Raw genomic sequence first — 25,304 nt, forward strand, 5'->3', positions numbered from 1 at the left:
TGTATGCACGGGTAATGCACACAAAAGCACGAAAAAAAGGCTTTTTCACTAGCGTGAAAGCACAAAAACGTGCGCTTATAGTGCTAAAGTGTGAGCTTTAAGTGCATAGTATTACTAAGTAAAAATACTTAATTAGCTCCTTTTTTTTTGCTAGCGCAAGAGACAAAAAAGTTATAGATAAGGGAGAAACGTCTTATCCCTAATTGAGATGTTTATCTTTGAATCCCTTTCTTTTTTTCAAATTGCTGTTGTACAGTATTTGTAATCCCACGAATATAAGCCGTTGCTTTTTCCCTGAAAGCTGGAAAGTCTGGCGAGTCGTAGTCAGGGCGCTTAGCTGTTACTGTGGGGGACTGGGATAAAATGGCGGAAACATCGCTACGGCTATTGTTATCGAGAAAGGCCAATCTAGCAACGGCTGTATCTAATTCCTTACCTTGTAGATCGCCGTGGTAGTGCATTTTTAATTTATCAGCATACTTATCGTAGCGAGCTTTGAGGGAGTTTCTCAGATTATCCATCTCAAGCTCTTTTGTGTATTCGGGGTCAGTTTTGACTTTATTCTGGTCAAGCTGCCAAGGATACTGCAATGAGTCAGATTCGACCTTCAGGCTACCGGTATTAGCTGGTAGCGTTTCGAGATCGGCATAAACTGTAAAAGATTCTTTGACCCCTTGCACTCCTTTTTGATCAATGAGTTGACGAAACTGTGTAGCACTTTGTCTATCCAACTCACCGATAGTTTTACCATCGAGACTAACTCGGAATTGTTGTCGATGTCGTCCGTCTTTGAAGGGGGTAATCTTGAGGTTAGCCTCTTTGCCGGTAAACACGGTGTCTTTGTACTGATTATCCCTGACTTTACCAATGGCCAACTCGGTTCCATCTTTAAGAGTGGCGATCGCCTTGGCGGGGGGATCGGGGACGAATTCAGCTTTGAAAATTGTATCAATAGGATATCCAGGGGATTCTTGTTGAAGGGGACCAAGGAACTGACCCTCGACAGCCACTCCGCGCATCAGCTTAGTCCCATTCTTACTGGGGATTTCCTGCATCACCATTTCACATTGAAGTGTCTGACCGGCTAAGTCTTGGCTTTTGAGTTTATTGGTATCGTATTGAAGTCCAACGACTTGTAATTGGTCTAACTGAAGTTCTTTGAGTTGAGCTAAGGACTCTTCAGGAAATACTCGGAACGCAGCTAAAGCTTTTTTAGTAGCAAATTCACTCCGAGAGTGAGAAACGTGCCACATTCCTTGAGCAATCTGTGTTTTCTCCTCAGAATCATATTTATCTTGAATCTCTCTGGTGTAACTATCAAGCGATCGCCATGCGGATTCAACTTGACTTTCAGTGATACCAGGGACGATTAAAGCTTCCGTTTTAAAAGGTTTAATCGTTTCGCCAGTCGTAGTAATGTTGTTGATAGCGATCGCCCCTAACAGCTTCTTTTCACCATCAATATGAGCGTATGCCACCTCACGGTTAGGAATGTCTAAATCGCGGGGTCGAGGTTCTATACTCACTCTAAGTTCTTGGTCAATGCTGATTGAGGAATCACGCAGATCAGAGCGTGTTATAGAGATTTGTTGATCTTTCCAAGGTAGCCTTAGATGAGTTTGAGCAAGTTCAGGATTGTTATTGTAGGTATCGCTCATCTCCATAGCGTGTTTTAAACGGTCATTGAACTCGCCTTGAATTTCTTTGGCAATTTCGAGGTATTGGTCATCGGGTTTAGGAAAGAGATCACGGAAAGTATGGGTGGGACGCGGTGTGATACTGAGCGTGCTTTGCATGAATTCAGTATTGACCGCTCGAAGCATGGTATCAATCGGTGAATAAGTCGTAACCATAGCAGGACGATCCAGAAACACATCTTTATCCTTTCTGTCTGGCATAAACCCGACTTTGACACAGTTACTAGCAGCTTTGATGGCAGCAAACCTATCCATGTTCGGTCGAGATGCTGATTTCGGACCGTCAACAGCGACTTGAAGTTCATTACCTAAATCAGCCACGGCGCCTAACTGAATTGACCGAATGGTAGCTAATGCTCCATCAATATGACCAGAGTGAAGTTGCTTGACATTAGCTAACTGTGCTACGCGTTTCATTTGAACGGCGTACTGTTTAGGAATATCGATTCCTTTTTTCTCAGCCTTCGCAAGAATCCCTCGGTAATAATAGGCCGCTTTTTTGACCATTTTAGGTTTTTCGTCAGCAGGGCGGGCATAGGTATCGTTGTAAATGGCCACCGACTTCATTATCTGATTAGCAATCAGTCCAATTTGATTATCCGCACATTGAATGGCTATGCTCTCAAAAGACCCTGTATAGGGAACTTTATCGCGCTTAACGATATCGGGATAGCGATTTTGAGGTAAGAGTTTTTCTTTGATTTCGGCTGCAAGAGCAGGAAATTTATCCGCTCTCTCATAGGCTAGGCGATCGCCATCGAAATCAGCTTGGAGGTGTTTGGCTGCGGTAGATGGATTGATATGGATAGACCCGTTCAACCGCATCAATTCTGGAATATGCTTATTTTTAAGAATAATGACCCCGTTGGAGTTCACTAAAGGCGATCGCGTGACAATGACCTCCTTGCCGTCAGGGAGATTCGGCGCACAGATTTCATCTTCGCCTAGCTTATTACTCGGCTGTGCCAAGGCTGATTTGATACGAACGCCACCGGAAAACCCTAATTCTTTCCATCGAGATTGAACAAAGCTTTTAAGTTGGTCGACGACATAGGGATGTTCTAAGAGTTGACCGTGGTTATCGAGATCAGTTTTGAGTAGCTTATACAGAGCTTCTTCGCTAGAAAGACGGGCAGGTTCTTCTTCAAACGCATCAAATAATGGCAAGAATTCTTTTTCTTCTTCACTGGTTGTGGCTTGAAGCTCTTGCTTATCCTCGTAATACTTAATGAAGGCGTTTGCTAACGCAGCGGGACTATCAAGAGAATCTCGTAATTCCCGTGCTTTTCCTTTGACAATCGGCAAAATGTCTTGTTCTACGCCTTTGGGGTAATTGACCAAGACTTGGACTCCGAGTTTTTGCTTACCATATTCGGCTTCGGTTTTAAGTCCCAGTCCAAGGTCGAGCTTATAGCTTCCTGGAGTGATCGCTTGCTCTCCTTTCCTACCCTTGAACATACTCGATGCTAAGATAAAGTCATATTCACCGAGATTCAGGTCTTTAACCACATTGGCATCGGCTTCGACTTTAATGCCTCTGTCGTTTCGGGTTGACCCCAGGTCATCGAGGCGAATATCCGGCGCTAATGTCCCTTTAGCAATACGAAAAGCGTCATTTCTTTCTTGGGGTTTAATACCCAGGCGAAACTGAATCGGAGTATTGTCTTTCCCTGTCAGTTCCTGAGCTAACTCAAAGCTCATTTTGCCATAGCAATCTCCCACAAGATTCTTGGCGAATTCTTTATCGTGGAGAACACCACCACTGTTCCCAGTCTCATCGTCAATGATTAAAACTCGTGCTTGTTTGATATCTAATAGTTTATTAACGGGTGTAAAAGGCAAAGAGCCATAGGCTGCGCGATCACTAGGTTTCGGAAACAATTGTTCCCCGACTATCTCATTAGAGTAATAGAGGCGCTTACCTGAAGAGAATTGAAGAGACCGATCATCGTGAGGGGCTAAATCTTTTTCCTTTACCGTTTCTGGGTTCATGTGACCAATTTGGAACTTAGCCTCTGGAAAAAGATATTCAGCAATACAGTTGTCGATTTTCTCATCAATATTAAGAGGTTGACGAGTTTTCGTGTCAAAATGAGTTAATTCTATGCCCATGATGTAATATATAAGAACTAATGTAAGCTTTTGAAGTAATCAAGGAAAATGACTATGTTGATCCCGCCAATCGAAATCTCAGCTAATTACGACAAGCAGGGGAATATGTATCCTGATAAGCGGGCTAAATTATTAAAGAAAGGTTGGACAGAAGAAGAGATTAGCCAAGCCGAAGATAGAGCCAGGGAAGCTTTAGAAGAAGTCAACGAAGCCAGAACTAAAATTAGAGACCGAGGAATTGCTAGGTCTGGACTTGATATCAGCGAACAACTTAGTGAAGGATATCTCGATTTAGAGGACTTGATTTAAAGTCTACGGTTCGTAGACTTCTCTTGAATCCGCAGCAAACTCTATAATGTATAAGAAAAATAGACATTGCTGCGGAAAGGTGAAAAGTAGTCCCAGAGCAAACTTTAGGCTATTTTGGTGCTGTCTTTCTTCCGTCAATCCTTAGCCAATAACAGGGGCTAGACTCTGAGGGACATACTACGCCGCTAGGAAGAAGATTGAGTCCGATGTAAATTCCTGTTGAAAAACTACCTGCAATAATAACGGCTGCCCAAGACCAATTATTGATAAAGCTAGCCCAAGTCTGAACTTTTTTCCAAAATACTTTACTGCGTTCCCGTTCGACTTGGATACGCTTCGCCTCAACTTCGACATATTGTTGATTTTGCTCTAGGGCAAGTCGGAGTCGTTCTCCGATGATTCCGTCGATGAGTTGAGTAAGTTCGTCGGGGTTGTACTCGGTGTTATTTGATACGTCTCCAGGTAATCGTCTACCAACTCTGAGACGTTGATATCCTCCCCCTCCTGTGTCGCTTGGTTCCAATATTGTTGGAAGCTATCTTTAAGTTGTCCTGATTGAATCATTTGAGATAATCGTTTTACGGTCACTTGCGGAATCACTTGACTCATGATTTGAGCTTGGCGTTCTCCTAGCTGCAATCCTGTTTCTACGGCTTGTTGGTCTAACTGAGCCGTAATGGTACTATCTACATTAGGAGGATATTTCTGTTTAAAGTAGTTAGCCATATCCTCGTAGGAACTGGCGGCGCCTGAATCAAAGAGCTTTATAGCTTCTTCGATGCGATCGCGTTCTTTTTGGGTAAAGTTCTTCTTATTGGGAGAGAGACCGATAGCTTTGATGGTCTCTTTGAAGTCAGAATCATCTAATGAAAAATCTTTTTGTAATTGATCTTTGGTATAGCTCATAATTAATAAACCTCAGAGTAATTAAAACATTGAATCGAGTAAGGAATCTTCTTCGTCGTAATCACGATAGTCTTCATCGAAGTTAAGGTCATCTTCTACCTCTTCTGTTGCCGACTCAGTAAAGCTATGTTGATTAGGGTAGAGGGGAGTTGGAGGAGATGATACAGTCGGTTGCATCGTTTTAGCTCCGAATCGATATCGGAGTAGTTCGATGTGATGTTCTAGTAGATAAATAGAGCGTGTTACTGCATTGGTTACTTCTTCTGGTGTACCGCCGCTCCATTTCACCGCAAATGGCAGCCAAAATGCTTCTAGAGCATTCATAACGAAATCCTTTTTAGGAACCTCTAAGTCTTGTTTTGACTTGTTGTAGTAGTGAATCAAAGGGGCGTAGCGACTATCTTCTGTGGGTTGGTGTCGAAATTGGAAGTTAAGCCGATTCACGAGTTACCACCTCCTTAAGCCGTGGTAGGGGCTTCTTCAGTAGTCTATAAAACAAGCCATATACATCCGCTAATCGAGAAGCTAAGTAATTCTTCGACACTTCATTACCGAATGTTTGCACGACTCTCTTCTCAAGGGATTGTGACCAATTAATTTGAGCCCCATAAGACTTTAGTAAGGTAGTGAGATTACGTTTAAAATATTTTGCTGTACCACCACCCAGTAAAATCTCATCGATTTCTAAATGAGGAGGGATTTGTTGACTAATCCAATTGGTCAAGGTTGCGACATATTCTTGCTGAGAGTCTTCGATAGCATCTTTAATCTCTTTTTTTTCTGCTTCTCTGAGTTCGGCTCTCTGACTACGGGCTAATCGTTCTAAGGTGCGATCGCTAATCGATTTCCCTGTACAAATGGCAGGAATTAAAACGTCTTCAGATTGCCCTGATGTAAACGTTTTTATCTTAGTAATCATTTGGGAGAAACCAAACTCACTGGTTAGCCCTATGGTCAATTCGCCTCGTTCTACCACTAAGATTGAGGCATTGCGATAGCCGATCATCAGAACAACTAAGTTAGTTTCAGTAACCCGCTTCATCGGCTTACCTTTAGAAGCGACTCGACCTCTGGCGAATAAACCCCCGCCTTCAGGAAGGGCATCGAATGCCTGTAGTGTTACATGGTATTGCTGACCTCGGTATTCAAAACTCTGTAATGCGGAGTCTAAAACCGATTTGAGTTTATCTTTATCTTTGAACTCAGACCAAGGGAGTAACACGCCTAAGTCTAAACTGAAAGTTGTACCTAACCCCTTAATTTCTGCCACTGCACCAACCATAGCTAGGGTCAATGGAATAGCCGAATCAATTTTCAAGGAATTCAAACAATGGATCGTACTAAACTGACGCTTAGCCAAAAAGCCTACGGCGAAATAAGTATCGTTGAGATTGACCCAGGATGAGTCTTGAGGACTAGGATTACCTACCTTGTATTTTTCATAGTTAGCAATAGAAATATTAGGGACTTCTACTACGTGAGGATCTAAAAGTAGAAGTTCGGGTTTAACGTAACTACTGCTGGTAGTGTAAATAGCGCGTCCCAAACTCGATCCGAAGTCTAAGGCCATGGTCAAGTCTGACATTTTTACCTTCTCCTTCAGTTCTCTTTTTTTCACTATACACGCCAATTCTAAAAATTAACGATTTTGGACTGGCGGATGTGCACGACTCCGCACGTTTTACGAACTCTTACACACTTTCTCATCTCCTAAAACGTGACTAAAAAGTGCATCATTGTGCGGTTTCAGTGCTTCATGTCAAGGTCGATTCGGCGGGTAGTCGACGAAGCAAGCAGTGTTTGTTGAGACTTCTAGAATATAATCGAAGAAAAAGGATAATCCAAGGTTATGGAACAGCAAGAAATAAGACTCCGAGTACCCAAAGATGAATATCAATCAGTCAAGAAAGAAGCCAAATCAAGAGGACTATCTGTCAGCGATTTTTTTAGAATACTGATCAGCAAAAAACAATTTCCAAAGAAAAACAGTCCCAGAGAAGCAAGAGAATTGTACCTAGACCTCGCTTTAATTCAAGAGACGGTAGAAGACATGGTACAAGGAAGAATTGAACCTAATCTAGAAATGTTACTAGAGCAGATCAAAGCATTACGCGGTGATTGTATTGGGATGGAGAAAGTAGAGTGATTGGTAAAGTAACTCACGGAAGAGATGCCTACAGCTTGTTAAGGTATGTCGCCGACAAAGAAGGTGCTTATCAAGTCGGTGGTAATGTCGCCTTTAACGACCCGGTGAATATTGCGAGAGAATTTAAAAGAGGACAAGCATTGCATAGAACTATCAACCGATACGTTTGGCATACGTCATTGTCAACGGCTAAAGACGAGAACCTTGATAATGAAACGTGGAAAAAAATTGCTCAAGATTACCTCCGAGAAATGGGCTTTGATAAACATCAGTACGTTGTGTTCAGACATACAGACGCAGACCATAACCATATTCATATCGTGGCGAATAGAATCAGCATTATTGATGGAAGCGCCGTTGATGATGCGTGGTCAAAATATCGAACTGAGGCGGCGATACGTAAGCTAGAATCTGCTTACAATCTTCAAGTGGTAGAACCAAGTCATGGAAAAGAACGAAAATCTCCTACTACCGGAGAGAAACGGATGCAAACAAGAACGCAAACACCTCTGCCACGAGTCGTTATTCAAGACGCTTTAGACAAGGTTCTTCCTACCATTACCTCACCCGAAAACCTAAAGGATAAGCTCAAAACCGAGGGGATTGAAACAAGATTGAGAAAACGCAAAGACAAAACGATTAGTGGTATATCCTTCGGCTATAACGGGATCGCTTTTGGAGGGGGTAAATTAGGAAAGCGGTATAGTTGGACTCGCATTGAACAGCAACTAAGGGAAAACCAAGCCGCCCTAGTAACTCAAGAGAGAAGTCAGTTAGAAAAGGTTTATCAAACTTTAGCTTCTAAATTCTCAGAAAAGGTAGACCCCCAGACAAGAGACATTCTAATTGCTTGCAGATTACTGAAAAACGGATATTCTAACAAATCAGTTAAAAGGGTACTTACTCAAAGTCCTGTAATCGGACGTTATAAGCAATCAGAAAATTACCAGAGAGATAAAGCTTTACGATATATTGATACCATATATCGTAAAGCACAGTCAGCCGTAGCAAGAAGCCACGCCAAGGAGGTATTACAGTGAAAAATCCATTACTAGGATTACTCGTTCTTCTACTCAGTCCTATATATATGACAGGATTAGGCCCATTGGTGCTGTTGGTATGGTTAGACACAGGAATTAAATTCGGTTTCCGACAAGTAGGTAAAGCTATTGACTATTTGCCACTTCCTGAGCCAGATTATCACGGCAACCTTATCGATATGGTCGATAGTCCGATAGAGGAGCATCGAGGGCACTTCCAAACCATTGAGCGCTATCTCATTTCACAAAATGATAATCCTGCAGTTCAAGTAAATGGCTATCTCGCCAAGGCTGCGCTATATCAAAATCAACTCGATAATCCAGTAACACTACCGGAAGAGTATAAGAAGTATAAAGAAAGCGCCATAAAAGGCGTCATAGAAGACAAAGGTAGGTTGATCGAAAAAGCGCAAAGCCACTCACTCAATGACACCTGCACACATAAAGTAAATCGGCTCGATGAAAATAGCTCGATAAACGTCATTGTTGAGACAATGCAAGTATGTCGTGAGAAATAAAGAAAGCTCTGAGAAAACTGCCAGAATATATAAAAAAGTACCGTCGTTAAAAAGCCTAGAAGCCTTGCCCAATCAACCGTAACCCCCTTCACAAATTAAGAAATTACTCCCACAATATAGACGAACCCCTACACCATAGTTTTTTTCAGGGGTTTATCCTTACCAATCATGGTGAAACTCCAACTTACCCATAAAGAAGCTAAGGAGGTATTGCGAGTATCCAGTAATCGAACATGGCGATCGCATCTGACGACGATCGGAATAGGTTCGACTTTAACCGTACTCGAATGGAGCCAACTAGAAGCTCTCTACGCATTGCAACTGTATCTCAGTGTCAAAACCGGACAGCACAGTAAGTCCGAATTCGCTCGAATATATCGAGAGAAAGGACTTAGCCCTATAAAGGACACCATCCGCAGTCACGGATTCCATTATGACCAAGCCGTACAGTTGTTTGTTGAAACATTAAGGCGCTTTAAAAGCGAATTACTTGAAACTGAATTGCTTGAAATTTCAAACTCTGAGGAAAAATGATGCAAGCTTTTGATGTAAATTACGAACAAACGCCCTTGAAAAGCGAAGCCAGAAAGACAAAACGGCTAAGTAAAGAGGACACACAATTCGGATACCTTCTGATTACCATTTTTGGAATCGGAATCCTCGGTGTCCTCCATGCAGACATTTCTTTTTTTATTTTAGCCCTATTGTTCGGATGTGCATTAGGTTTCTGGGATAGTCTTTACGGAAACTTAAATAATCATCGATTTTTAATGCGATTAGTCGTCGTAGGAGCCTTGACTGGCTTTTTCTTAGTCAACTTTGGTGGAGCCGCTCATGCACTATGGTTAGACAACATTGAACAATGGATGACCACTTCGTTTCCCAATGCTACAGCTATCGCGGAATTGATCTTTAATGTCCTCCGTGCAGCTGTTGTTATTTACCTTGCCATTGCAGGAGTACAGATATTCTTAGCAATTAAACGACAAGAAGGATTCTTTGAAGCGGCACAGTTACCTTTAGCGAGTCTTCTCATTATCTCTGTTGTCGATATCGTTGCAGGATTTGTAGTCACCTAGGAATAAGAACACCCTAATCTCACCCCTCACGCATAAAACAAATTATGAAAGAGGAAGACATAATTATTGTAAACCGAATGGTGGGGAAAGTTCCGTTAATAGGCTCCTTTAGCCCTATACAGTTCTTCGCCGCCATTGTCGGATTTCTTTTCGGCTACCTAGCCCATGTCAATACTGGGAACATGATTGTCGGAGTCGGAGCTACCCTGTGGGTGTTCTTCACAATCGTGTTAGTTCTAGGCAAACACCACTGGCAATATTTCAACAAATACCGTAGAGCAACCCCATGGTCGAGGGGACGTAGGCTCTTTAAGAATCCGTTGAAGCAGAGGACTTCCCAAGATGGGACAAAAAACTAAGAAGAAACGGGTAGAGATTTATGAAGATATCCAGAATCACTTAGACCTTGTCTGTTATTGTTCTTTTGAAAAAGGAGATTTCCGAGCCGGCGCTTATCTTTTGCAAGAAAAAGATGATGGACCTTATGCCGTTACTTTCGGTTGGAAACTAAAAGGGATTCATTCTTATACCAATCAAGAAGACCTCTACTACATCCATGAGCAACTAAAAAATGGGCTAAAAGATTTCCCCATGAATGATGCGTTGATGATACGGTCTAAGGTCACTCCCGATGATAGTGATAGACAACAATACCTAAACAAACTCTGTGATTCAGCCCCTTGTGATGAACTTAGCTTTTTTCTTCTAGGCGATCGCAAGCGGGTACGGGAAATCGGAGATAAAGGACTTCGAGTTGTCAAAGAGGATCACCTTTTTGTCACCTACTATGCAGAAAGTGAAAAAGAAGCCACGGACTGGATGGAGAAAGGGTTACTTTGGGTACAGTCTCATATCTTAGCTCATTTTGGAGATGCCAATAACACGGGACAAGAAGAAGTAGAACGGGTTTTTCGGTGTGCGGATGAGACGTTAGCCCAATGGCATTCTTATCTGAGCGACAAACTAGGATTATCGGTTTATCCAATGACTCCAGAAGAGATGAAAGCCTATATTTGGGAAGTATTTAACGATGATCCCGTACCAAGCGGTTTCCCACAACTACTAACCTATGACAAAGACGGATTAAGGCTTGAAACCTGGAGTGAGACTTGTCCTGCAACATTACTAACTTCTCACCATGTCCCTATTAATGATAGAGCATGGCTGTACCACCCCAATACTCAAACCTATAGCGGTATTCTGACTTTTCTAGACAAGCCCTACGCTTGGGAAAACCCAGAAAAGCAAATGCGTTACTTATTCGACTTGCTTAACAAAAACAACATCAAACACGTTGAATTTGTGACGCAAATCTGGAGAGGGGACAGCAGGCTAGCACGAATCAATATGGAAAAATTGATTCGCCAAAGTAAAAACCGAGGTAAAGAAGCCCAAGCCAAAGGAGAAATCAACGTAGCTGCCGGGGAAGACTTAGAAGAAAGTATCGAAGCCCAGAAATCAATGATTAAAGGGAGTATCCCTTTTAACACAGCCATTGCGATTATTATCCACGCTCCCGATCCAGATACCTTAAAGAAGCTTTGTCGTATTGTACAAAATCAATACCAAGCTCCCGCAGTAGTGTCTAGAGAAAAAGAAGTTGCTTGGGAACTGTGGCTACAAGCCCTACCCATTACTCGGAATAAGTTTCTAGTCAATCCTTTATCGAACCGAACATTAACCTATCGAAATGAAGAAGTTTTGGCTTTTTTACCGCTTTTTACCACCCTAAGTTCAGCTAAACAGGGAGTAGAACTCATCGCCCAAGACAGCAAAATCCCCGTGTATCTGGATGTGTTTCAGTACGAAGGACGTCATGTGGGTTTCTTTGCTAGTTCACGTAGTGGTAAATCCGTTGCAATTGGCTCAGTGCTTACCACCGCCCTCTCTCAAGGAATTCCAGTGGTGGCAATTGACTACCCTGGTTCTAGTGGGCGTTCTACGTTTACTGATTACACAAAATACCTCGATGTAATTGGAGATTATTTCGACGTTAGAGAACACTCATTCAACATCTTCGACCGTATCAATCTCAGCAAGATTAAAAAAGAAAGAGAGCGCAAAATACGCTGGCAATTATACACTGGATTTCTGAAGGAAACCTTAGTGGCCATGGTCTTAGGAGGCAAAGCCGCTCAGCTTGATGCCAGATTGGAAACCGAAGTGAAAACGGTTATTTCCTTTGCGGTCAATGCTTTTTTTAAAAATGAGACAATTCTTGCTCGATATGAAAGAGCAGAAGCAGGGGGTGTCGGTAGCCAAGCATGGCAAGAAAGCCCAACCCTCAAAGACTTCATGGCACTGTGTAATGCCGACACCATCCGAGCCGAACTCCCCAAAGAGTTTGTCATGGATGATAAGACGCTGAACAACACTCTCTATTTTGTTCAGTTGCAATTAAGTTACTGGCTCAATAGTGAATTAGGAAATGCGATCGGTCGTCCCTCTACAGTTAAGCCTGATGCTATGTTAATGGTATTTGCGTTAACTGCCCTCAAAGAGGATGAGTCTCTGATTTTTGCTCTCATTGCCTTTACCGCAGCTTACAGTCGCTCCCTTGAGTATCAAAGAACTCTGTTCTTTATCGATGAATCTCCGATCCTACTAAAATTTCCTGCAATCTCTAAGATTGTTGCCTCCTTATTTGCCAACGGCAGTAAATCAGGTATTCGGGTGGTACTGAGCGCCCAAGCTCCTAACCAAATTGCTAATAATCCCTCCACGGCTGGAGACATTTTGCAAAATATGCACTACCGAATGTTAGGGAGGATCGAAGAAACGGCAATTGAATCCTGTGTGAATATTCTTGGTATTCAGGAAGAGATGGTTCGGCGATGTACAAAATTCGAGCCTGATAAAGCCAAAGGACGTACACAATGGCTATTTTTTGATGGATCTCGATTTAGCTATGTCAATTACTACGCACCACCAGTACAGCTTGCCACACTGGTCAATAACACAGATGAAGCAGACGTCAGAGAAGCCCTCAAAGAATACTACCCCGATAACGTCTTCATGGCGTTATACCAATTCTCTGAACTCTTCAGGGAAGCCCACATGAAAGGAATGCCTATTAAAGAGGTGTACCAAGCCCATTATCAAACTATCGATGTGGAGAGTAAAGCCGCGTGAAAATCAACAAGAAAACAGTAATTGTGTCAAGTGCAATAGGGGGAAGCCTCATAATTGGAACCCCCGCTATGGCCTTCCTAGGCTTCATTGATTCACCATTGATCCGATTAGCCGATGAGTATCTCTTTGGTGGTGTTGTTGAAACAGCAGAAGAGTTATTTAATCTCGGAGAAGAAGCCTTTGGCTATGTCGAAGAAGTCTTCAATTCTAATGGCATGACCATCGTAGAAGGTTTAGTAGGAAACGCTAGAAATACTTGTAATGGTTCAGACGTTCCCTTAGAAATCTGTAATGACATTGCCCTAGACGGTGGAAGCATCATTGAGGCAATGGAGGACAATGAAGGTATTTTAGGACTTCCTATCCCTGAAAACTACCAGCAAGAAATGGTAGATATTCTACTAGATTCGTCTGAAGAACCCAGTTGGGGATATGTTAGTAACCCTAGCGTGATTGCCGACGATGTTAAACACGCTGGTGATCGCGGGCTGGCCTTACTCAATAGTAATACGATACTGAGTACCCAAGGCCAAGAAGATATGAAAAAGCGTATCGAAACCAACGAGACCATTGCCAGAACTTCAATGGAAATAGGAACTCAGGCACTTAGAACCCGAAATGAACGCAAACTACTACGAATGATGGCTCTGATGGAAGCGCAGCAAACTATTTTACAACAAGGTCAGGCTAACACAGCAGAAATGAGTCGAGTCGATCAACAAATTGCCAATCTCAACTTAGCTAATATCTCCAAGACATTAGATAAAGAGCAAACCGAAAAACAAGTTGAAAAAAGAGTGGTAACAGACGGGCTTATCAGGGCTGTTAATGGTCTAGGAATGTACTAGGAGGTAATTGTGAGCTATTTCATAGGGTCATTCACTAATATTCTCCAGAATGGCATCAACACGACCAATGACACTGCCCAAGCCTGGGATCAAACCTGGACTAACTTATTTGCCGGGGGGAATATATCGGGAGCCACCATCTTTGGCTCAATGGTTCAATTGGGAGAATTATTTGCAGTTGTAGCAGTCATTATTGCTGGTCTGTTGACGTTCAAAGACATGAACAATCACAAAGCACCGCAATTCAACATCGTAATCTGGCCATTGATTGCCATGACCATGTTCGCTGCTGATGGTGCTTTGTTAGCCCAAACGGTGTTAGGGCTACGAGGAATCATTAATCAAATCTCAGATCAAGTAGCGACCAGTGTAGTTGCCGGTGTTCAATTAGACGAAGCCTTGAAGAATCTCGGTGGACAGGTAATGCTCCAACAAACTGTAGAAGATGCTTACCGAGGCTGTCTCTCGATGACAGGAGCCGCTAGAGCAGACTGCCTTCAAAAAGCCGCAGACTATGGTAACGAACTCGCTAATTCATTTGGGAACGTCTTCGGAGCAGCACAATGGATTGGAGATATTATAGATAGTTTCCGAAATGCCTCAAACGCTGTACAAAACGGCACAGGTGGAGCCTTGATCGGTTTGTTCTCTCCAATCTGGGAACCCATTTTATACGCTATTCTTTTCGCTCTCATGAAGGCGTATCAAAATATGCTTGAAGCGGTAATGATTTTGATTGGTCTAACGGCTCCACTAGCGTTAGGAGGATCTTTGATAGGATTCGGAACGCCGGCTTTTATTGGATGGTTGTCAGGGTTTTTCTCATTCGGATTAGCAAAGATTTTCTTCAATTTACTTATCGGTTTAGCCGCCTCAGTTGCGACCAATGCTGGTTTGAACGATCCTGCATGGTTTGCTTTGTTTGTCGGAATTTGCGCCCCAATTATAAGCTTTGCAATGGCTTCGGGAAGTGGATTTGTTATCTGGGGTGCTATGACATCAATGGCCGCATCTGCTACGACCGGAGCAGCCTCAATGATTACGAAGAAAGCCTAGTACAGAGGAAATTAAGGTTATGTTAGGTTCATTTAACGGAAAAAAACAAAAAGATAACGTAGAAAATCCCGAAAATAAAAGCTTAAAGAGCATTAAGGGAAAACTTACAAAGCATCAAAATTTGATCGGACTTTGGTTGTTCCTACTTATTAATGTGGCCGGGTTAGGATTAGTATTTGTACTTCAGTTAGTGCAAATGGTTCAAATTGGACGGATTGCTAATAAACCACCCGCCACTTTGGTAGAAAAAGGAGATGGAACAGGACTTCTAACCGATGCTATTCCAGCCTCGCAACGAACTCCTAAAGCTATTCAACGATTTACATCAGATATCCTGACTGCGTTATTCACTGTAACTCCCATATTAGAAACTCAAGAGGGGCTAACGCAGGGCGATGGCTTTGACACAGGAATAACGATTCCCCGTAAAGAAGGAAATGTCAATAACCGAGTGACAGTAAATGCTTATGTTGCTTCTGTCGCAGCCATCGCGCCTGGTTTTCGTGATCAATTTCTAAGCAAGTTAGCAGATATTACTCCACCCAATAGCTTCAATGGAACCACTCAGGTGTTGTTCAAAATTGATTTTTTAGGAAATCCCATTCCAGTCGATGGTAAATCAGATGAGTGGACTGTAACTGTAGTTGGAACCCGGTACATAATCGAAAGCCAAAGTGGAGGAAGTCGGAGAAGCCCCGAACCTGAACCCTTCAAACAAGTGATTTATCTCAAATCAGTAAATCCTCAATTCGATCCTCTCCCTGACATTTCGACTAATATCCAAGAACGAATAGCCGATATTACCAAAATCGGCTTGCAAATCACCAAGATGACCCCATTAGACACAACTACTCCCCAAGGGGGTGATTTTTTAGAGCTTCCTGCTCAACCTCAGCCTCAACCGACTCAACCTATGGAGGATGAATAATGACCGACCACATTCAACAAATTAGAGACACCCTAGGGTTAGATAACCAACTTGCTGAACAGAACTCCGATGATACTCTGTTCGACAACAACGGAGAAACCATCAGAGCAACCGAAAATGATGTACCTCTCGATCCTGAATTAGAAGAGGATTTTCAAAGACATTTTACTCAACACACTTTCGCCAGTCATCCACTAAGTAAATTAGTGTTTGTGGGGTTAGGCTCGGCTATAACCGTAGGAACATTGGTTGCAATTTATTCGCTCACTCAAACTCCCAAAGAATCGGCTAGTTTCGACTCGATTTCATCTGAAGAAAAAAGCGAAGAATTATTCGGAGGGACTCAAACAGAGGGAGAAGACGAGAAAGATGAACTGCTAGCACAGTTAGCTTTAGCCGAACAGAAACAACGAATGGAGCGGTTAAATCGCAGTCAACCTAAAACGACTGAATCAGACGTTCCTAGTCGAGAATCAGTAGAAAAGGTAGAAAATTCGACAAAACCCAAGCCAGCAACTAAGCAAGTCGTAGTCCGTAGGCAACCACCCCGTAGTCAACCGGTTCAACGAACTCAGACACGTCCACAAAGACGGGTAGTCCAACAAAGAAAAATAGAACGTCGCACCCCTGCCTCTAATTCCACAAAACCTCAAACGGCTACGAGGAACCAAAGTCCCACGAAGCAAGAAAAACAAATTGATTCTGATCAGCGATGGGAAGAGTTAGCACAAGTCGGTTCGTTTAAGGCATCTGGCAGAGCCGAACCGATAGAACAAATCGACTATGCACAAGAAAATAGCGGAGTATTAGTCGCATCGAATAACGGTATGGTCGGAGTATCGGCTACTCTGACAACTCAAAGTGTCAGAGCACGAATTGAAGGCGGAATCGCTACCGTTGCTCGTTCTCGTGGAGAAGCTAATACGGTAGCTATGACGTTGCTAGAGCCTCTAGTCGGAACCAATGGAGACGTTTTAATCCCTGAAGGGGCTACGGTGATTGCAGAAGCTATGTTCAATGACTTAGTTGTTTCTCTCAACGCCACTGATATAGCCTTTGAGGGGGAAGAAGACTATCAAGACATTACCTTAAATGGAAATACGATTAGGGTAACAAGTGAACAAGGTCCTGTTATCGCCCAACGGCGAGAAATCTCTGAAGAGGAAGGGTTGAATTGGGGAGCTATCGGTCAGATGGCCACTGCCATTGGTGGATTAGGTGGTATCGAAGGAGCAGCAGAAATGTCTTTGTTAATGAACGCTGCTAACGGGGGAAACCGTCGAAGAATCAGTCGCCCCATAGAAATGTACATCGTAGAAGACGGGACCGAGGTGATAGTACGAGTGGTAAAACCGACTCCTATCCCGATCGCCTCTGATAATTCGATACCTAACCAACAAAAAGAAGTCCCTGAATTTGATTTCGACTATCAAAGATAATGAAACAAACAATATTACTACTAACTACTCTTGCTCTAGCGAGCATTGGACCGAAAACACTGGCTACCAATCAAAATCCTGCTTATTTTTTTACTGAGTCTCAAGTTGAGTTACCAAGGATAACTAACACTGGTGCGTTGTATGCCGGTTATGAAATCAACTACGAAGCCGATAAGATTGCCTCCGGTAGTTACCCCATCTTATCGGTATGGCCTGGATCTGGATTGACCTTGAACTTTACAAAGCTCAATGAATCAGTAAAACAAGTGTGGCTCGACGACCCTTCTAAGCTGGTCTTAGACTATGCAGGGGAGTTATGTAATTTGCCCTGTCGAGGTGGAGTAACGGTACTTCACTTGAAGCGAGTACAAGGCTTGGAATTCGAGAACTTGCCCTCTACGCCAAGCACTACCTTAACGGTGGTAACAGTATCACCACAAGGAGAAAAGATTTATAAGTTTCGACTCACCTACGGCAAGGGCTCCGCTAAATACCTAACCGTTACTCTAAATCCGACTGAGTATAGACCCTCACCATCCTTAGATGAGGGTTACTTAGCGGTAGCACGTCCTAACCCTAAAAACATTGATACTGAGAGAATTGAAGTATTTGAGCAAGGCTTAGCCACCGCCAAGAAAGAGTTAGAGGATACCTCTCGAAATCGGTTGATATTTACAAGAGTTGAGCTATTTATCGCTGATTTAAGACAGGGATATAGTGAAGCCGATGCCAGAGAGCGAAATCATTTGTCTAAAAACGCCGTAAATTCTTTGATTGAGATGGGGAAACCAACCAAGGAGGAAGCCGATGAGCGAGCAACTACTGAACTATGATCACACGGTGGCGTTAGGGGAGGCCCTTTACAGTCCCCTTTCACCGAATTACAGATGGACCACCTTCGAGGTGTTTTGCGATGGCTTTTTAGTTTATCAACAAACCATTCAAGGGATACATATCAATGCCCAAGTTTCCCCAGACTACAAACCTTTAGAGATAGTCATTGCTTTCGACGGCGAGCCTGTGTTCGCCCTTCGGGGCAGTCAAGTGTGTCTGAACCGCTTAAACCGTCCTTTAATATCATATACCCCTGATTAGCCATGTTAAACGACCACAATGCAGCCAGGGCTGCGGATGCAACGAAAGAAATGGAAGTCGCCACCGCAGCTTTGATGCTTGAGAGCATTAAACGACTGACAGGTACGGTTGCGGACTTAGCCAAACAAGTCCAGGAAATGCGTGAGGCTCAAAAGCAGAAAGAAAGTCAGCAATCACCGACGACTACTCCTACGAGAGAAAACCGCCAACCGCTCCCTAACTTAGAAAAGAAGTCAGACCCTACCCCTAATAAAGCAGAAGAAGCGGTAGTAGTTTCACAGCCACAGCAACCTAACACAGAAAAGCTATATGAGATGGTAGCTGAGCTAACTAAAGAAGTTAGGGAACTAAAAGCTGGTAAGGATGTAGAAACACTCGTAAAAGAAGAAACTCCAGTTTTTTCAATGGACGAGCAAAAACCAGTCTCCGTCCTTACTGTTGTAGAGAATACTCTTACTGACGAATTGCGAATAAACGACAGTGACGTGCGCCTCCAATTCAAAGGGACTACTTCCTTGTTGGATAAGGCCAAAGAAATGGCACAATCACTACGGACAAAAATCTCTGATGGAATTGCTACGATTACGGGCAATGGTCGCTCCCTTGCAACAGACTTAGACCGTCAATTCACGTTGACCCAGTTTACAAACTCTTTACTCGATAAGGGTGGAGTACAACAACCCGATGGCTCTACCAGGATGAAAGGATCTACCTACGAGTTCAAGAGAGACAAAGAAGGGGGAATAAGCATCCGAGATACCAAAGGCGATCGCGGAGAAGTCTTTAGTTTGAAGAATGGTGTCATGGAAGACAAACTCACCAAAAAAGACCTCAAGAATTTTGCTGAGGCTGCAAAAGTCATCAAGCAGAGAGGGCAAACAAAGAGTGCGGGGCTAGAACGGTGAAACCTATTCCCTGTAAGAGCTACACCTACCCGCAGCAACCCCTATAATTCTTATAAACAATAGAAGTTGCTGCGGATCTAAACACAAAAAGAAAATCCGCAGCATCCTCAATTATCTATAGGCAAAATAGTCACTGCTGCGGAACCCTAAAACCCTTACCGTACTTGGATTATGAATGATACTAAACCTACATCTTCTATTCAAACCGCATTGAGTGAATCTTTCCATAACGGGTCAATGGCCAATTACTTTCTGCAACCCGAAGGAATGATGTTATTAGGTGCTTTGGTAATGATGGCTGTTCTGGCGATCGCCAAAGGTGGTGGCGGGGGAGTCAAGTCATCAAGAGGACAATTAGCAACCGGACGGTTTGGTGGTCAAAAAGAACTGAATAATGCTAAAAAAGTTGCGCTGGCTCAGATGAAAGAGAAGAAACGAGCACCGGTTACGGCTTGGATAGGAGAGCCAAACAATAATCCTTTTGGAACTGACCCTATTTACTTACCTGACCTAAACCGAAGTGCATTGATTTTAGGTGCTGCCAGTTCTGGGAAAACTTTTACTTTTATCAATCCGATAGGGATGAGTTGTATTGATCGGGGCTATCCTATCTTCATGTATGACTTTAAGTACCCTGACCAAACTTCAATCTTAGCTACCTACGCGCGGGCTAAGGGCTACCAAGTCGACATTTTAGCCCCTGGCTATGCAGAATCAGGCGTATTGAATCCAATTACTGAATTTATCCAAGATGCCACCAGCGGGTTGGCCGCTTCGCAGTTGTCAGAGGTGCTTAATGCGAATTTCAAAAAGCAAGGAAGTTCCCAAAGCGAAGATGGTTTCTTTGGACCCTCCGGGAACCAATTGACGAAAGCGACGCTTTTGTTAGCCCGAACGATGAAATATCCGGATTTGATTACCTGTGCAAAAATTCTCAGTATCTCTAATTTAGCACGGCGGATTTTGAAAAAGAAAAAGGAGATGAATCCCTGGATTCTCGATGCCTTTGGCCAGTTTACATCCTCAGCATCTTCTGAGAAGACAGAAGCGAGTATCCAAAGTACCGCACAACTCATGTTCAACCGGTTTATCGTCCCAGAATTACTAAGCGTCTTATGCGGTAAAACCACGATTCCAACTACATTGACCGGAAAACGGATGTTAGTCCTAGGGTTAGACCAATCAAAGCGCGATGTCTTAGCTCCTTTATTCGCGGCACTCATTAACATGATTGTCGATAAAAATATGGCGATGGATCGCAAAGACCCTTTTGTGCTTCTTGCCGACGAGGTTCCGACCATCTACATCCCAATGCTTAAGAAATGGCCCAATGAACATAGAAGTAAAGGATTCTGTGGAATCTTAGGCGTTCAAAACATGACCCAACTCGAAGAAATGTACGGTAAAGTAGGTGCTAGGAACATTATCGGCGCTTGTGCAACTCGTGCTTACATGAACCCCCAGGATATTGAAACAGCCGAATGGATTGCTAAAGCCCTCCCAGAAAAAGAGGTCGTTCTCAAGCATAAAAATAAAAGTGTGTCTTCTGGGAAAACCACCAGAAGTTTCTCCGAGGAAGTAAAAACAAAGCCTTTGATGTCAGCAGCTAAAATCGGTCAGATGCAGACAGGTGAAGCCATTGTCATAAATCCGCATTTTGCCACAAAAAAGGAGGGCTTTTTTCCAGTTCATCACCGATTTAAGCCATCGAAGCGATACAAAGACTTGAATAAGTGGTGCGAAAAAGTTTGGGAGTCTTCTTTTCGCCCCGGCCTCATCGAGCGATCGCAAAATCGGCCTCAGATTACAGCAGACGATCTTACACTGAGACAAGAAACAGTCGATGAACTCTTTCCTGATTCACTTCTCAAAGAAAATGATAATACAGATGAACTCTTATCTAAGCTTCTGTAAGGCTGAAAAAAGGTTTAAGTAACTTCTTGCTAAATATTTGTCAAAAAAACAGCGTTCTATCTGGGGGTATGGAAAGAATAGTGCGTGTTGTGATTGAGCGGTTGATTAATCAGTGCGTGGCGATGGTGAGATTCTTCGAGAATCCCAAGGAGAAGGCTGTGGAAGTAGCGGTCGCTCATCTAAGTATTGTGTGAGAAAAATTGACAAATTATCAGTAATGACACCAGTTCCTTAAATGTACCCCACTGTGTCACGATAGAGCTATGGCAAAAGAAAAATGGTTAAGAGTTCGTTTAACGGACGAACAGGATGAAAAGCTGGAACATTATTCCGCAAATTGCGGATTATCTCGTTCTGAGTTGATCAGGCAAATAATTGAGGCCATGCCCCATGAACCAACTTCTGAATTGCCTAAGTTTGATACAAAATTCAAGAAAGGGGAGACCTTAATGAAAGAATACATAGATAGCCTTGGTAATAATTATACGTTATCAGTGGAATATAGAAATAGTTTTAATCTCTGGCGTATTTCTTTAAAACAATTAGATAAATTCAATCATGGTAAATTCATTGCAGGAATTGATTTAGTAAAAGATTCTAAATCTTTGTCTGATGAAGTTTTAATAAATATGATTAGTCCATGTTTAACTGATGCTTTTGAAGAAATAAATTGCCTACTTTGGGAGACACTAAAACAATTAGCATCTCAAGAAGGATGGAAGAAATTATTAGGAGATATTACCTTAGAACAAATTGAAAAAGAACCCAAAAAACTATCTTGGTTAAAAGAATTTGGTTTTGCAATCAATAGTCATCCTGAACAAGAAACTCTCAGTTTTTCTAAAGTTATTTAATTATTTGAATTAATGTTATCTTCTATCTTTGAGACGTGCGAACCTAGAGCCGAAATTTTATCAGGGGAATTAACGGTTGATTTATTCGCAGCGAAACTACGTTTAGTAGTCGAGAGAAAAGCTCCCCAAGTTTATCAAAATTCCGATATTTTCTTTGCTAATACCTTTGCAACTGATGGTATTAAAACCTTATTAAAAGAAGTTTTCAGCCGGTTAACAGGTAAAAGTGCAGGTTCCCCTGTTATTCGCTTAGAAACCAGTTTCGGCGGTGGTAAAACCCATGATGAAATTGCTCTATGGCATATTTGTCAACAAGGAAGAAATATTACGGGTTTAGACCGTTTTGTGTCCGTTGAATTATTACCTACATCTCCCGTTCAAGTAGCAGCCGTCGATGGTCGAGATTTAGACCCGATTAATGGCATTTACCACGAAGATACAGGGATAACGACTTATACCCTATGGGGAGAATTTGCTTATCAAATTGGGGGGATTGAAGGTTATCAATTATTACAGGCCAGTGATCAATCAGGGGTCAGTCCTGGTACTTCGGTGATGGAACGATTGATACAAGGTAAGCCCACCGTTATTATTCTAGATGAGATTGCCCGTTATTTAAGTGCAGCAAAAGGTAAAGCTATCAAAGATAGTAATTTAGCCAAGCAGGTTGTTAATTTTCTCTTTTCCCTGATGGACTTAGCTGCAGCCTGTAATCATTTGATTTTCGTTTATTCCTTAGCTTCTTCAACAGACACCTTTGCGGCTGAAACTATAGAATTACAAGAATTAATCAAAGCGTCAGCCCGACAAGAACGGGTTTTGACCCCTAGTAACGATATCGAAATCTATAATATTGTTAAACAACGGCTATTTGCCGCCGTAGATGCTACCACAGCAGAAGCGATCTCCACTGAATACTTAAAAGCTTATCGGACTACTCAGGTTAATTTACCCGATGCGTCTAAAGATGCTAACTATGCTCAAGCGATCGCCCAAAGTTATCCGTTTCATCCTGAGTTATTTAGTTTATTAACCAAGAAAATCGCCTCTATTCCTGAGTTTCAGAAGACAAGGGGGGCATTACGATTATTTGCTCAGATTGTCCGTCATTTATGGCAAACTAAACCGAATTGGGTTTATTTAATTCATACCCATCATATTCCCATTGGGGTAGATGAAGATGTAACCAATGACTTAACGTCTCGGTTACAACGTTCCCCTATGCGTAGTCCCATTGGGGCCGATATTTACAATGCTAACGGACGAGAAGCTTATGCTCAAGTGCAAGATCAAGAGTGGTTATTAGCAGGGAAACCTCCTTTTTCTACCTGGGTAGCGAGAACGATTTTTCTTCATTCTTTGACCCAAGGAATTAGTTCCGGTATTCGACGGGCCGAGTTAAATTTATCATTGTTGACCCCTGGTGTCGAGATCGGTTTTGTGGGTAAAGTGATCGACCAGTTGGTGTCTGTTGCTTGGTATTTGGATGATGATCCCGTTACTAATTTATCTCGGTTTAAAGAAGAACCTTCTATCAATAAGATAGTAACAGAAGAAAAGGAACAAGTAGGCCGTACTGAGGCGAAAGAAGATTTAAGAGAACGTCGGGATAGTATTTTTGCTAAGAAGTTTTTTACCTTAATTTCATCCCCTGAAAGTCCTTCAGATGTAGATGATCGTCCAGATGATATTGCTTTATGTGTGATTGATTTTCAAGAAGGAACCGTTAACAGTTCGACTGATGAACCACCTTCTTTAGTAACACAAATTTTTGGTAATACAGGGGATGCTGGTAAATTTAGATTATTTCGGAATCGTTTATTATTTCTAGTGGCTAATAAAACTCAAATTGAGGATGCTATGGATGTTGCTAGGGAATATAAAGCCATCAAAAATATTCTAGGGTCACAAACTCGTTTAGAAGATTTATCGGAAAGTCAACAGAAACAATTACGGGAACGAGAAGGAAAGAAAAATTTAGATGTCAGAGTTGCTTTAACTAATGCCTATCGTCATTTATTTTACCCTGATTCTGACCCTGTAAAAGCTCCTAATGGATTAAAACATTATACCTTACCTTCCCATGAAACGGGTAATGTTAAAGGGAAAAATAACCAACAAGACGTTATTTTTAAAGCATTAAAAGATTGTCAGAAAATACGATCTGAAGAACCCTTAAAACCTTATGCTCCTGCTTTTATTTTACAGAAAGTATGGCCAGTCGGGTTAGAGTATTGGACAACTAAATCATTAAAAGAAACCTTTGCTAAAGATTTAGGCTTACGGTTTCTCATAGAAGGAGAAATTTCTCTTTTAAGAGATACTATTCGACGGGGATTATTAGAAGGCCAATGGGATCTTAAAGTTGGTTCGGAAAACTTATCTGAAATATCTCCAAAGAAACCTCACCTTTATATTAAAACAGAAGGACAAAATTTAATCCTTCCTAATACTATTGAATTTAGCGATCGCTTTATTTTATATCGACGGGGAATACTACAACCACCGGAACCTCGTACTATTGAATTAAGCGCACAAGTTATCTCTGGAGATAAAGAAAAGCAAGTTAGAGTCAGATGGAAAGCAAAGGAAGCTTTAACGATTACTTTATATCAAAATAATGTTGAGATAACAGGTAACTTTTTACCCAGTGATGAATATGAATGTCAAATTAATCAATCTACTACTTTTAAGGTAGTTGCAGACTATGGTAGTGGGGAAATAGCAGAACAAGAAACGACTGTCTCTTTAGGCGGTGGAAAAGTTAGAGAAAATGGGGGAAGTTATGCTACTGAAGGGTCAGTTATTAGTATTCCTATGGCTGATTATAAACCCCCAACTTTATCGTTTGATGGGACAGTTGATAGAACCTTTAATGATTTTAAAGACCAATGTTTAGATAATAAAGTTCAAGGGGTTGAAAGTTTAGAAGTTACGGTTAATTCAATTATGGATTATAGGAAACTAGGAACCAGTTTATCATTATTAAATCGACCTTTCTTTACGTTAAATATTGAACAAACTGTGACCATTCAAGCACAAGGTCAATTTGTTCGTTTAGAATATCAAGGAGATAATCGAGGGTTTATGAGTTTCTTTAATACTATTAATAGTTTATTGAATAGTCCTAATGCTCAAGCTACTATTAATCTTAGTTTATCTTTTGAGTTTAAGGATATTGTTAAGTTTGATGGAACAGAAATTAATATGATTCATCAAGCTTTATCTCGTAATCCTGTGGAAAGATTAAATTTAACAACAAAAGTTACTTATTAAGGAGGTTTTTAGGTATAATAATTGAGTATTATATTTCTCTTTTTACTGAT

21 protein-coding genes are annotated in these 25,304 nt (G+C 41.9%); 17 read left to right on the forward strand and 4 right to left on the reverse strand.

All coding sequences use genetic code 11. From position 1 onward, the window contains the following. Window positions 1–212: 212 nt before the first annotated feature. Window positions 213–3,809, reverse strand: a complete 3,597-nt coding sequence (locus tag CY0110_RS23055; protein WP_008277996.1) for a hypothetical protein — start codon at window positions 3,807–3,809, stop codon at window positions 213–215. 54 nt (window positions 3,810–3,863) lie between these two features. On the opposite strand from CY0110_RS23055, the gene CY0110_RS23060 reads away from it, so the two are divergent. Continuing rightward, on the forward strand, window positions 3,864–4,118 hold the full coding sequence (locus CY0110_RS23060; RefSeq protein ID WP_232285794.1) for a hypothetical protein: 255 nt from the start codon (window positions 3,864–3,866) through the stop codon (window positions 4,116–4,118). Window positions 4,119–4,487: 369 nt separating this feature from the next. Here CY0110_RS23060 and CY0110_RS23065 read toward each other — a convergent pair whose 3' ends face one another. Genes CY0110_RS23065 through CY0110_RS23075 form a run of 3 tightly spaced genes read right to left on the reverse strand, consistent with a single transcriptional unit; the run spans window position 4,488 to window position 6,609 of the window. Continuing rightward, the gene (locus tag CY0110_RS23065; protein ID WP_008277998.1) at window positions 4,488–5,024 is read right to left on the reverse strand and encodes a metal-dependent phosphohydrolase; all 537 of its coding nucleotides are present in this window, start codon (window positions 5,022–5,024) and stop codon (window positions 4,488–4,490) included. 21 nt (window positions 5,025–5,045) lie between these two features. Continuing rightward, the gene (locus CY0110_RS23070; protein ID WP_008277999.1) at window positions 5,046–5,468 is read right to left on the reverse strand and encodes a hypothetical protein; all 423 of its coding nucleotides are present in this window, start codon (window positions 5,466–5,468) and stop codon (window positions 5,046–5,048) included. Then, window positions 5,455–6,609 (reverse strand): ParM/StbA family protein, encoded by a 1,155-nt coding sequence (locus CY0110_RS23075; protein ID WP_008278000.1) that lies wholly within the window; start codon window positions 6,607–6,609, stop codon window positions 5,455–5,457. Before CY0110_RS23075 ends, CY0110_RS23070 begins: the two co-directional genes overlap by 14 nt. Before the next feature lie 264 nt (window positions 6,610–6,873). On the opposite strand from CY0110_RS23075, the gene CY0110_RS23080 reads away from it, so the two are divergent. The 16 genes from CY0110_RS23080 to CY0110_RS23160 all read left to right on the forward strand — a co-directional run bounded on the left by CY0110_RS23080 (window position 6,874) and on the right by CY0110_RS23160 (window position 25,254). Further along, window positions 6,874–7,170 (forward strand): plasmid mobilization protein, encoded by a 297-nt coding sequence (locus tag CY0110_RS23080; RefSeq protein ID WP_008278001.1) that lies wholly within the window; start codon window positions 6,874–6,876, stop codon window positions 7,168–7,170. Next, complete coding sequence (locus CY0110_RS23085; protein WP_232285795.1) at window positions 7,143–8,210, forward strand: relaxase/mobilization nuclease domain-containing protein; 1,068 nt, start codon at window positions 7,143–7,145, stop codon at window positions 8,208–8,210. The genes CY0110_RS23080 and CY0110_RS23085 overlap by 28 nt, the downstream gene beginning before the upstream one ends. Continuing rightward, window positions 8,207–8,728, forward strand: coding sequence for a hypothetical protein (locus CY0110_RS23090; RefSeq protein ID WP_008278003.1), 522 nt, complete (start codon window positions 8,207–8,209; stop codon window positions 8,726–8,728). The genes CY0110_RS23085 and CY0110_RS23090 overlap by 4 nt, the downstream gene beginning before the upstream one ends. Before the next feature lie 530 nt (window positions 8,729–9,258). Continuing rightward, window positions 9,259–9,807: a hypothetical protein gene (locus CY0110_RS23100; RefSeq protein WP_232285796.1), complete on the forward strand. Its 549-nt coding sequence runs from the start codon at window positions 9,259–9,261 to the stop codon at window positions 9,805–9,807. Window positions 9,808–10,149: 342 nt separating this feature from the next. Next, entirely contained in the window at window positions 10,150–12,939 is a 2,790-nt protein-coding gene (locus CY0110_RS23110) for a type IV secretory system conjugative DNA transfer family protein (RefSeq protein ID WP_008278007.1), read from the forward strand. Window positions 12,940–12,962: 23 nt separating this feature from the next. Further along, on the forward strand, window positions 12,963–13,787 hold the full coding sequence (locus tag CY0110_RS23115) for a hypothetical protein (RefSeq protein ID WP_232285797.1): 825 nt from the start codon (window positions 12,963–12,965) through the stop codon (window positions 13,785–13,787). A 9-nt stretch (window positions 13,788–13,796) separates the two neighbouring features. After that, window positions 13,797–14,843 (forward strand): hypothetical protein, encoded by a 1,047-nt coding sequence (locus CY0110_RS23120; protein WP_008278009.1) that lies wholly within the window; start codon window positions 13,797–13,799, stop codon window positions 14,841–14,843. Window positions 14,844–14,862: 19 nt separating this feature from the next. Continuing rightward, window positions 14,863–15,771, forward strand: coding sequence for a hypothetical protein (locus CY0110_RS23125; RefSeq protein WP_008278010.1), 909 nt, complete (start codon window positions 14,863–14,865; stop codon window positions 15,769–15,771). Continuing rightward, on the forward strand, window positions 15,771–17,210 hold the full coding sequence (locus CY0110_RS23130; RefSeq protein ID WP_008278011.1) for a hypothetical protein: 1,440 nt from the start codon (window positions 15,771–15,773) through the stop codon (window positions 17,208–17,210). Before CY0110_RS23125 ends, CY0110_RS23130 begins: the two co-directional genes overlap by 1 nt. A gap of 230 nt (window positions 17,211–17,440) precedes the next feature. Continuing rightward, complete coding sequence (locus CY0110_RS23135; RefSeq protein WP_232285798.1) at window positions 17,441–18,043, forward strand: hypothetical protein; 603 nt, start codon at window positions 17,441–17,443, stop codon at window positions 18,041–18,043. Beyond that, complete coding sequence (locus CY0110_RS23140) at window positions 18,018–18,305, forward strand: hypothetical protein (RefSeq protein WP_008278014.1); 288 nt, start codon at window positions 18,018–18,020, stop codon at window positions 18,303–18,305. Before CY0110_RS23135 ends, CY0110_RS23140 begins: the two co-directional genes overlap by 26 nt. A 2-nt stretch (window positions 18,306–18,307) precedes the next feature. Then, window positions 18,308–19,210: a hypothetical protein gene (locus CY0110_RS23145; RefSeq protein WP_008278015.1), complete on the forward strand. Its 903-nt coding sequence runs from the start codon at window positions 18,308–18,310 to the stop codon at window positions 19,208–19,210. Between the two features lie 171 nt (window positions 19,211–19,381). Then, window positions 19,382–21,124, forward strand: coding sequence for a type IV secretory system conjugative DNA transfer family protein (locus CY0110_RS23150; protein ID WP_008278017.1), 1,743 nt, complete (start codon window positions 19,382–19,384; stop codon window positions 21,122–21,124). A gap of 112 nt (window positions 21,125–21,236) precedes the next feature. Next, the gene (locus CY0110_RS31480; protein WP_269720026.1) at window positions 21,237–21,359 is read left to right on the forward strand and encodes a hypothetical protein; all 123 of its coding nucleotides are present in this window, start codon (window positions 21,237–21,239) and stop codon (window positions 21,357–21,359) included. A 28-nt stretch (window positions 21,360–21,387) separates the two neighbouring features. After that, window positions 21,388–21,978, forward strand: a complete 591-nt coding sequence (locus tag CY0110_RS23155) for a ribbon-helix-helix domain-containing protein (RefSeq protein ID WP_008278018.1) — start codon at window positions 21,388–21,390, stop codon at window positions 21,976–21,978. Window positions 21,979–21,990: 12 nt separating this feature from the next. Next, entirely contained in the window at window positions 21,991–25,254 is a 3,264-nt protein-coding gene (locus CY0110_RS23160; RefSeq protein ID WP_008278019.1) for an ATP-binding protein, read from the forward strand. Window positions 25,255–25,304 lie beyond the last annotated feature (50 nt).

The sequence above is a fragment of the Crocosphaera chwakensis CCY0110 genome (assembly GCF_000169335.1).
Lineage (GTDB): Bacteria > Cyanobacteriota > Cyanobacteriia > Cyanobacteriales > Microcystaceae > Crocosphaera > Crocosphaera chwakensis.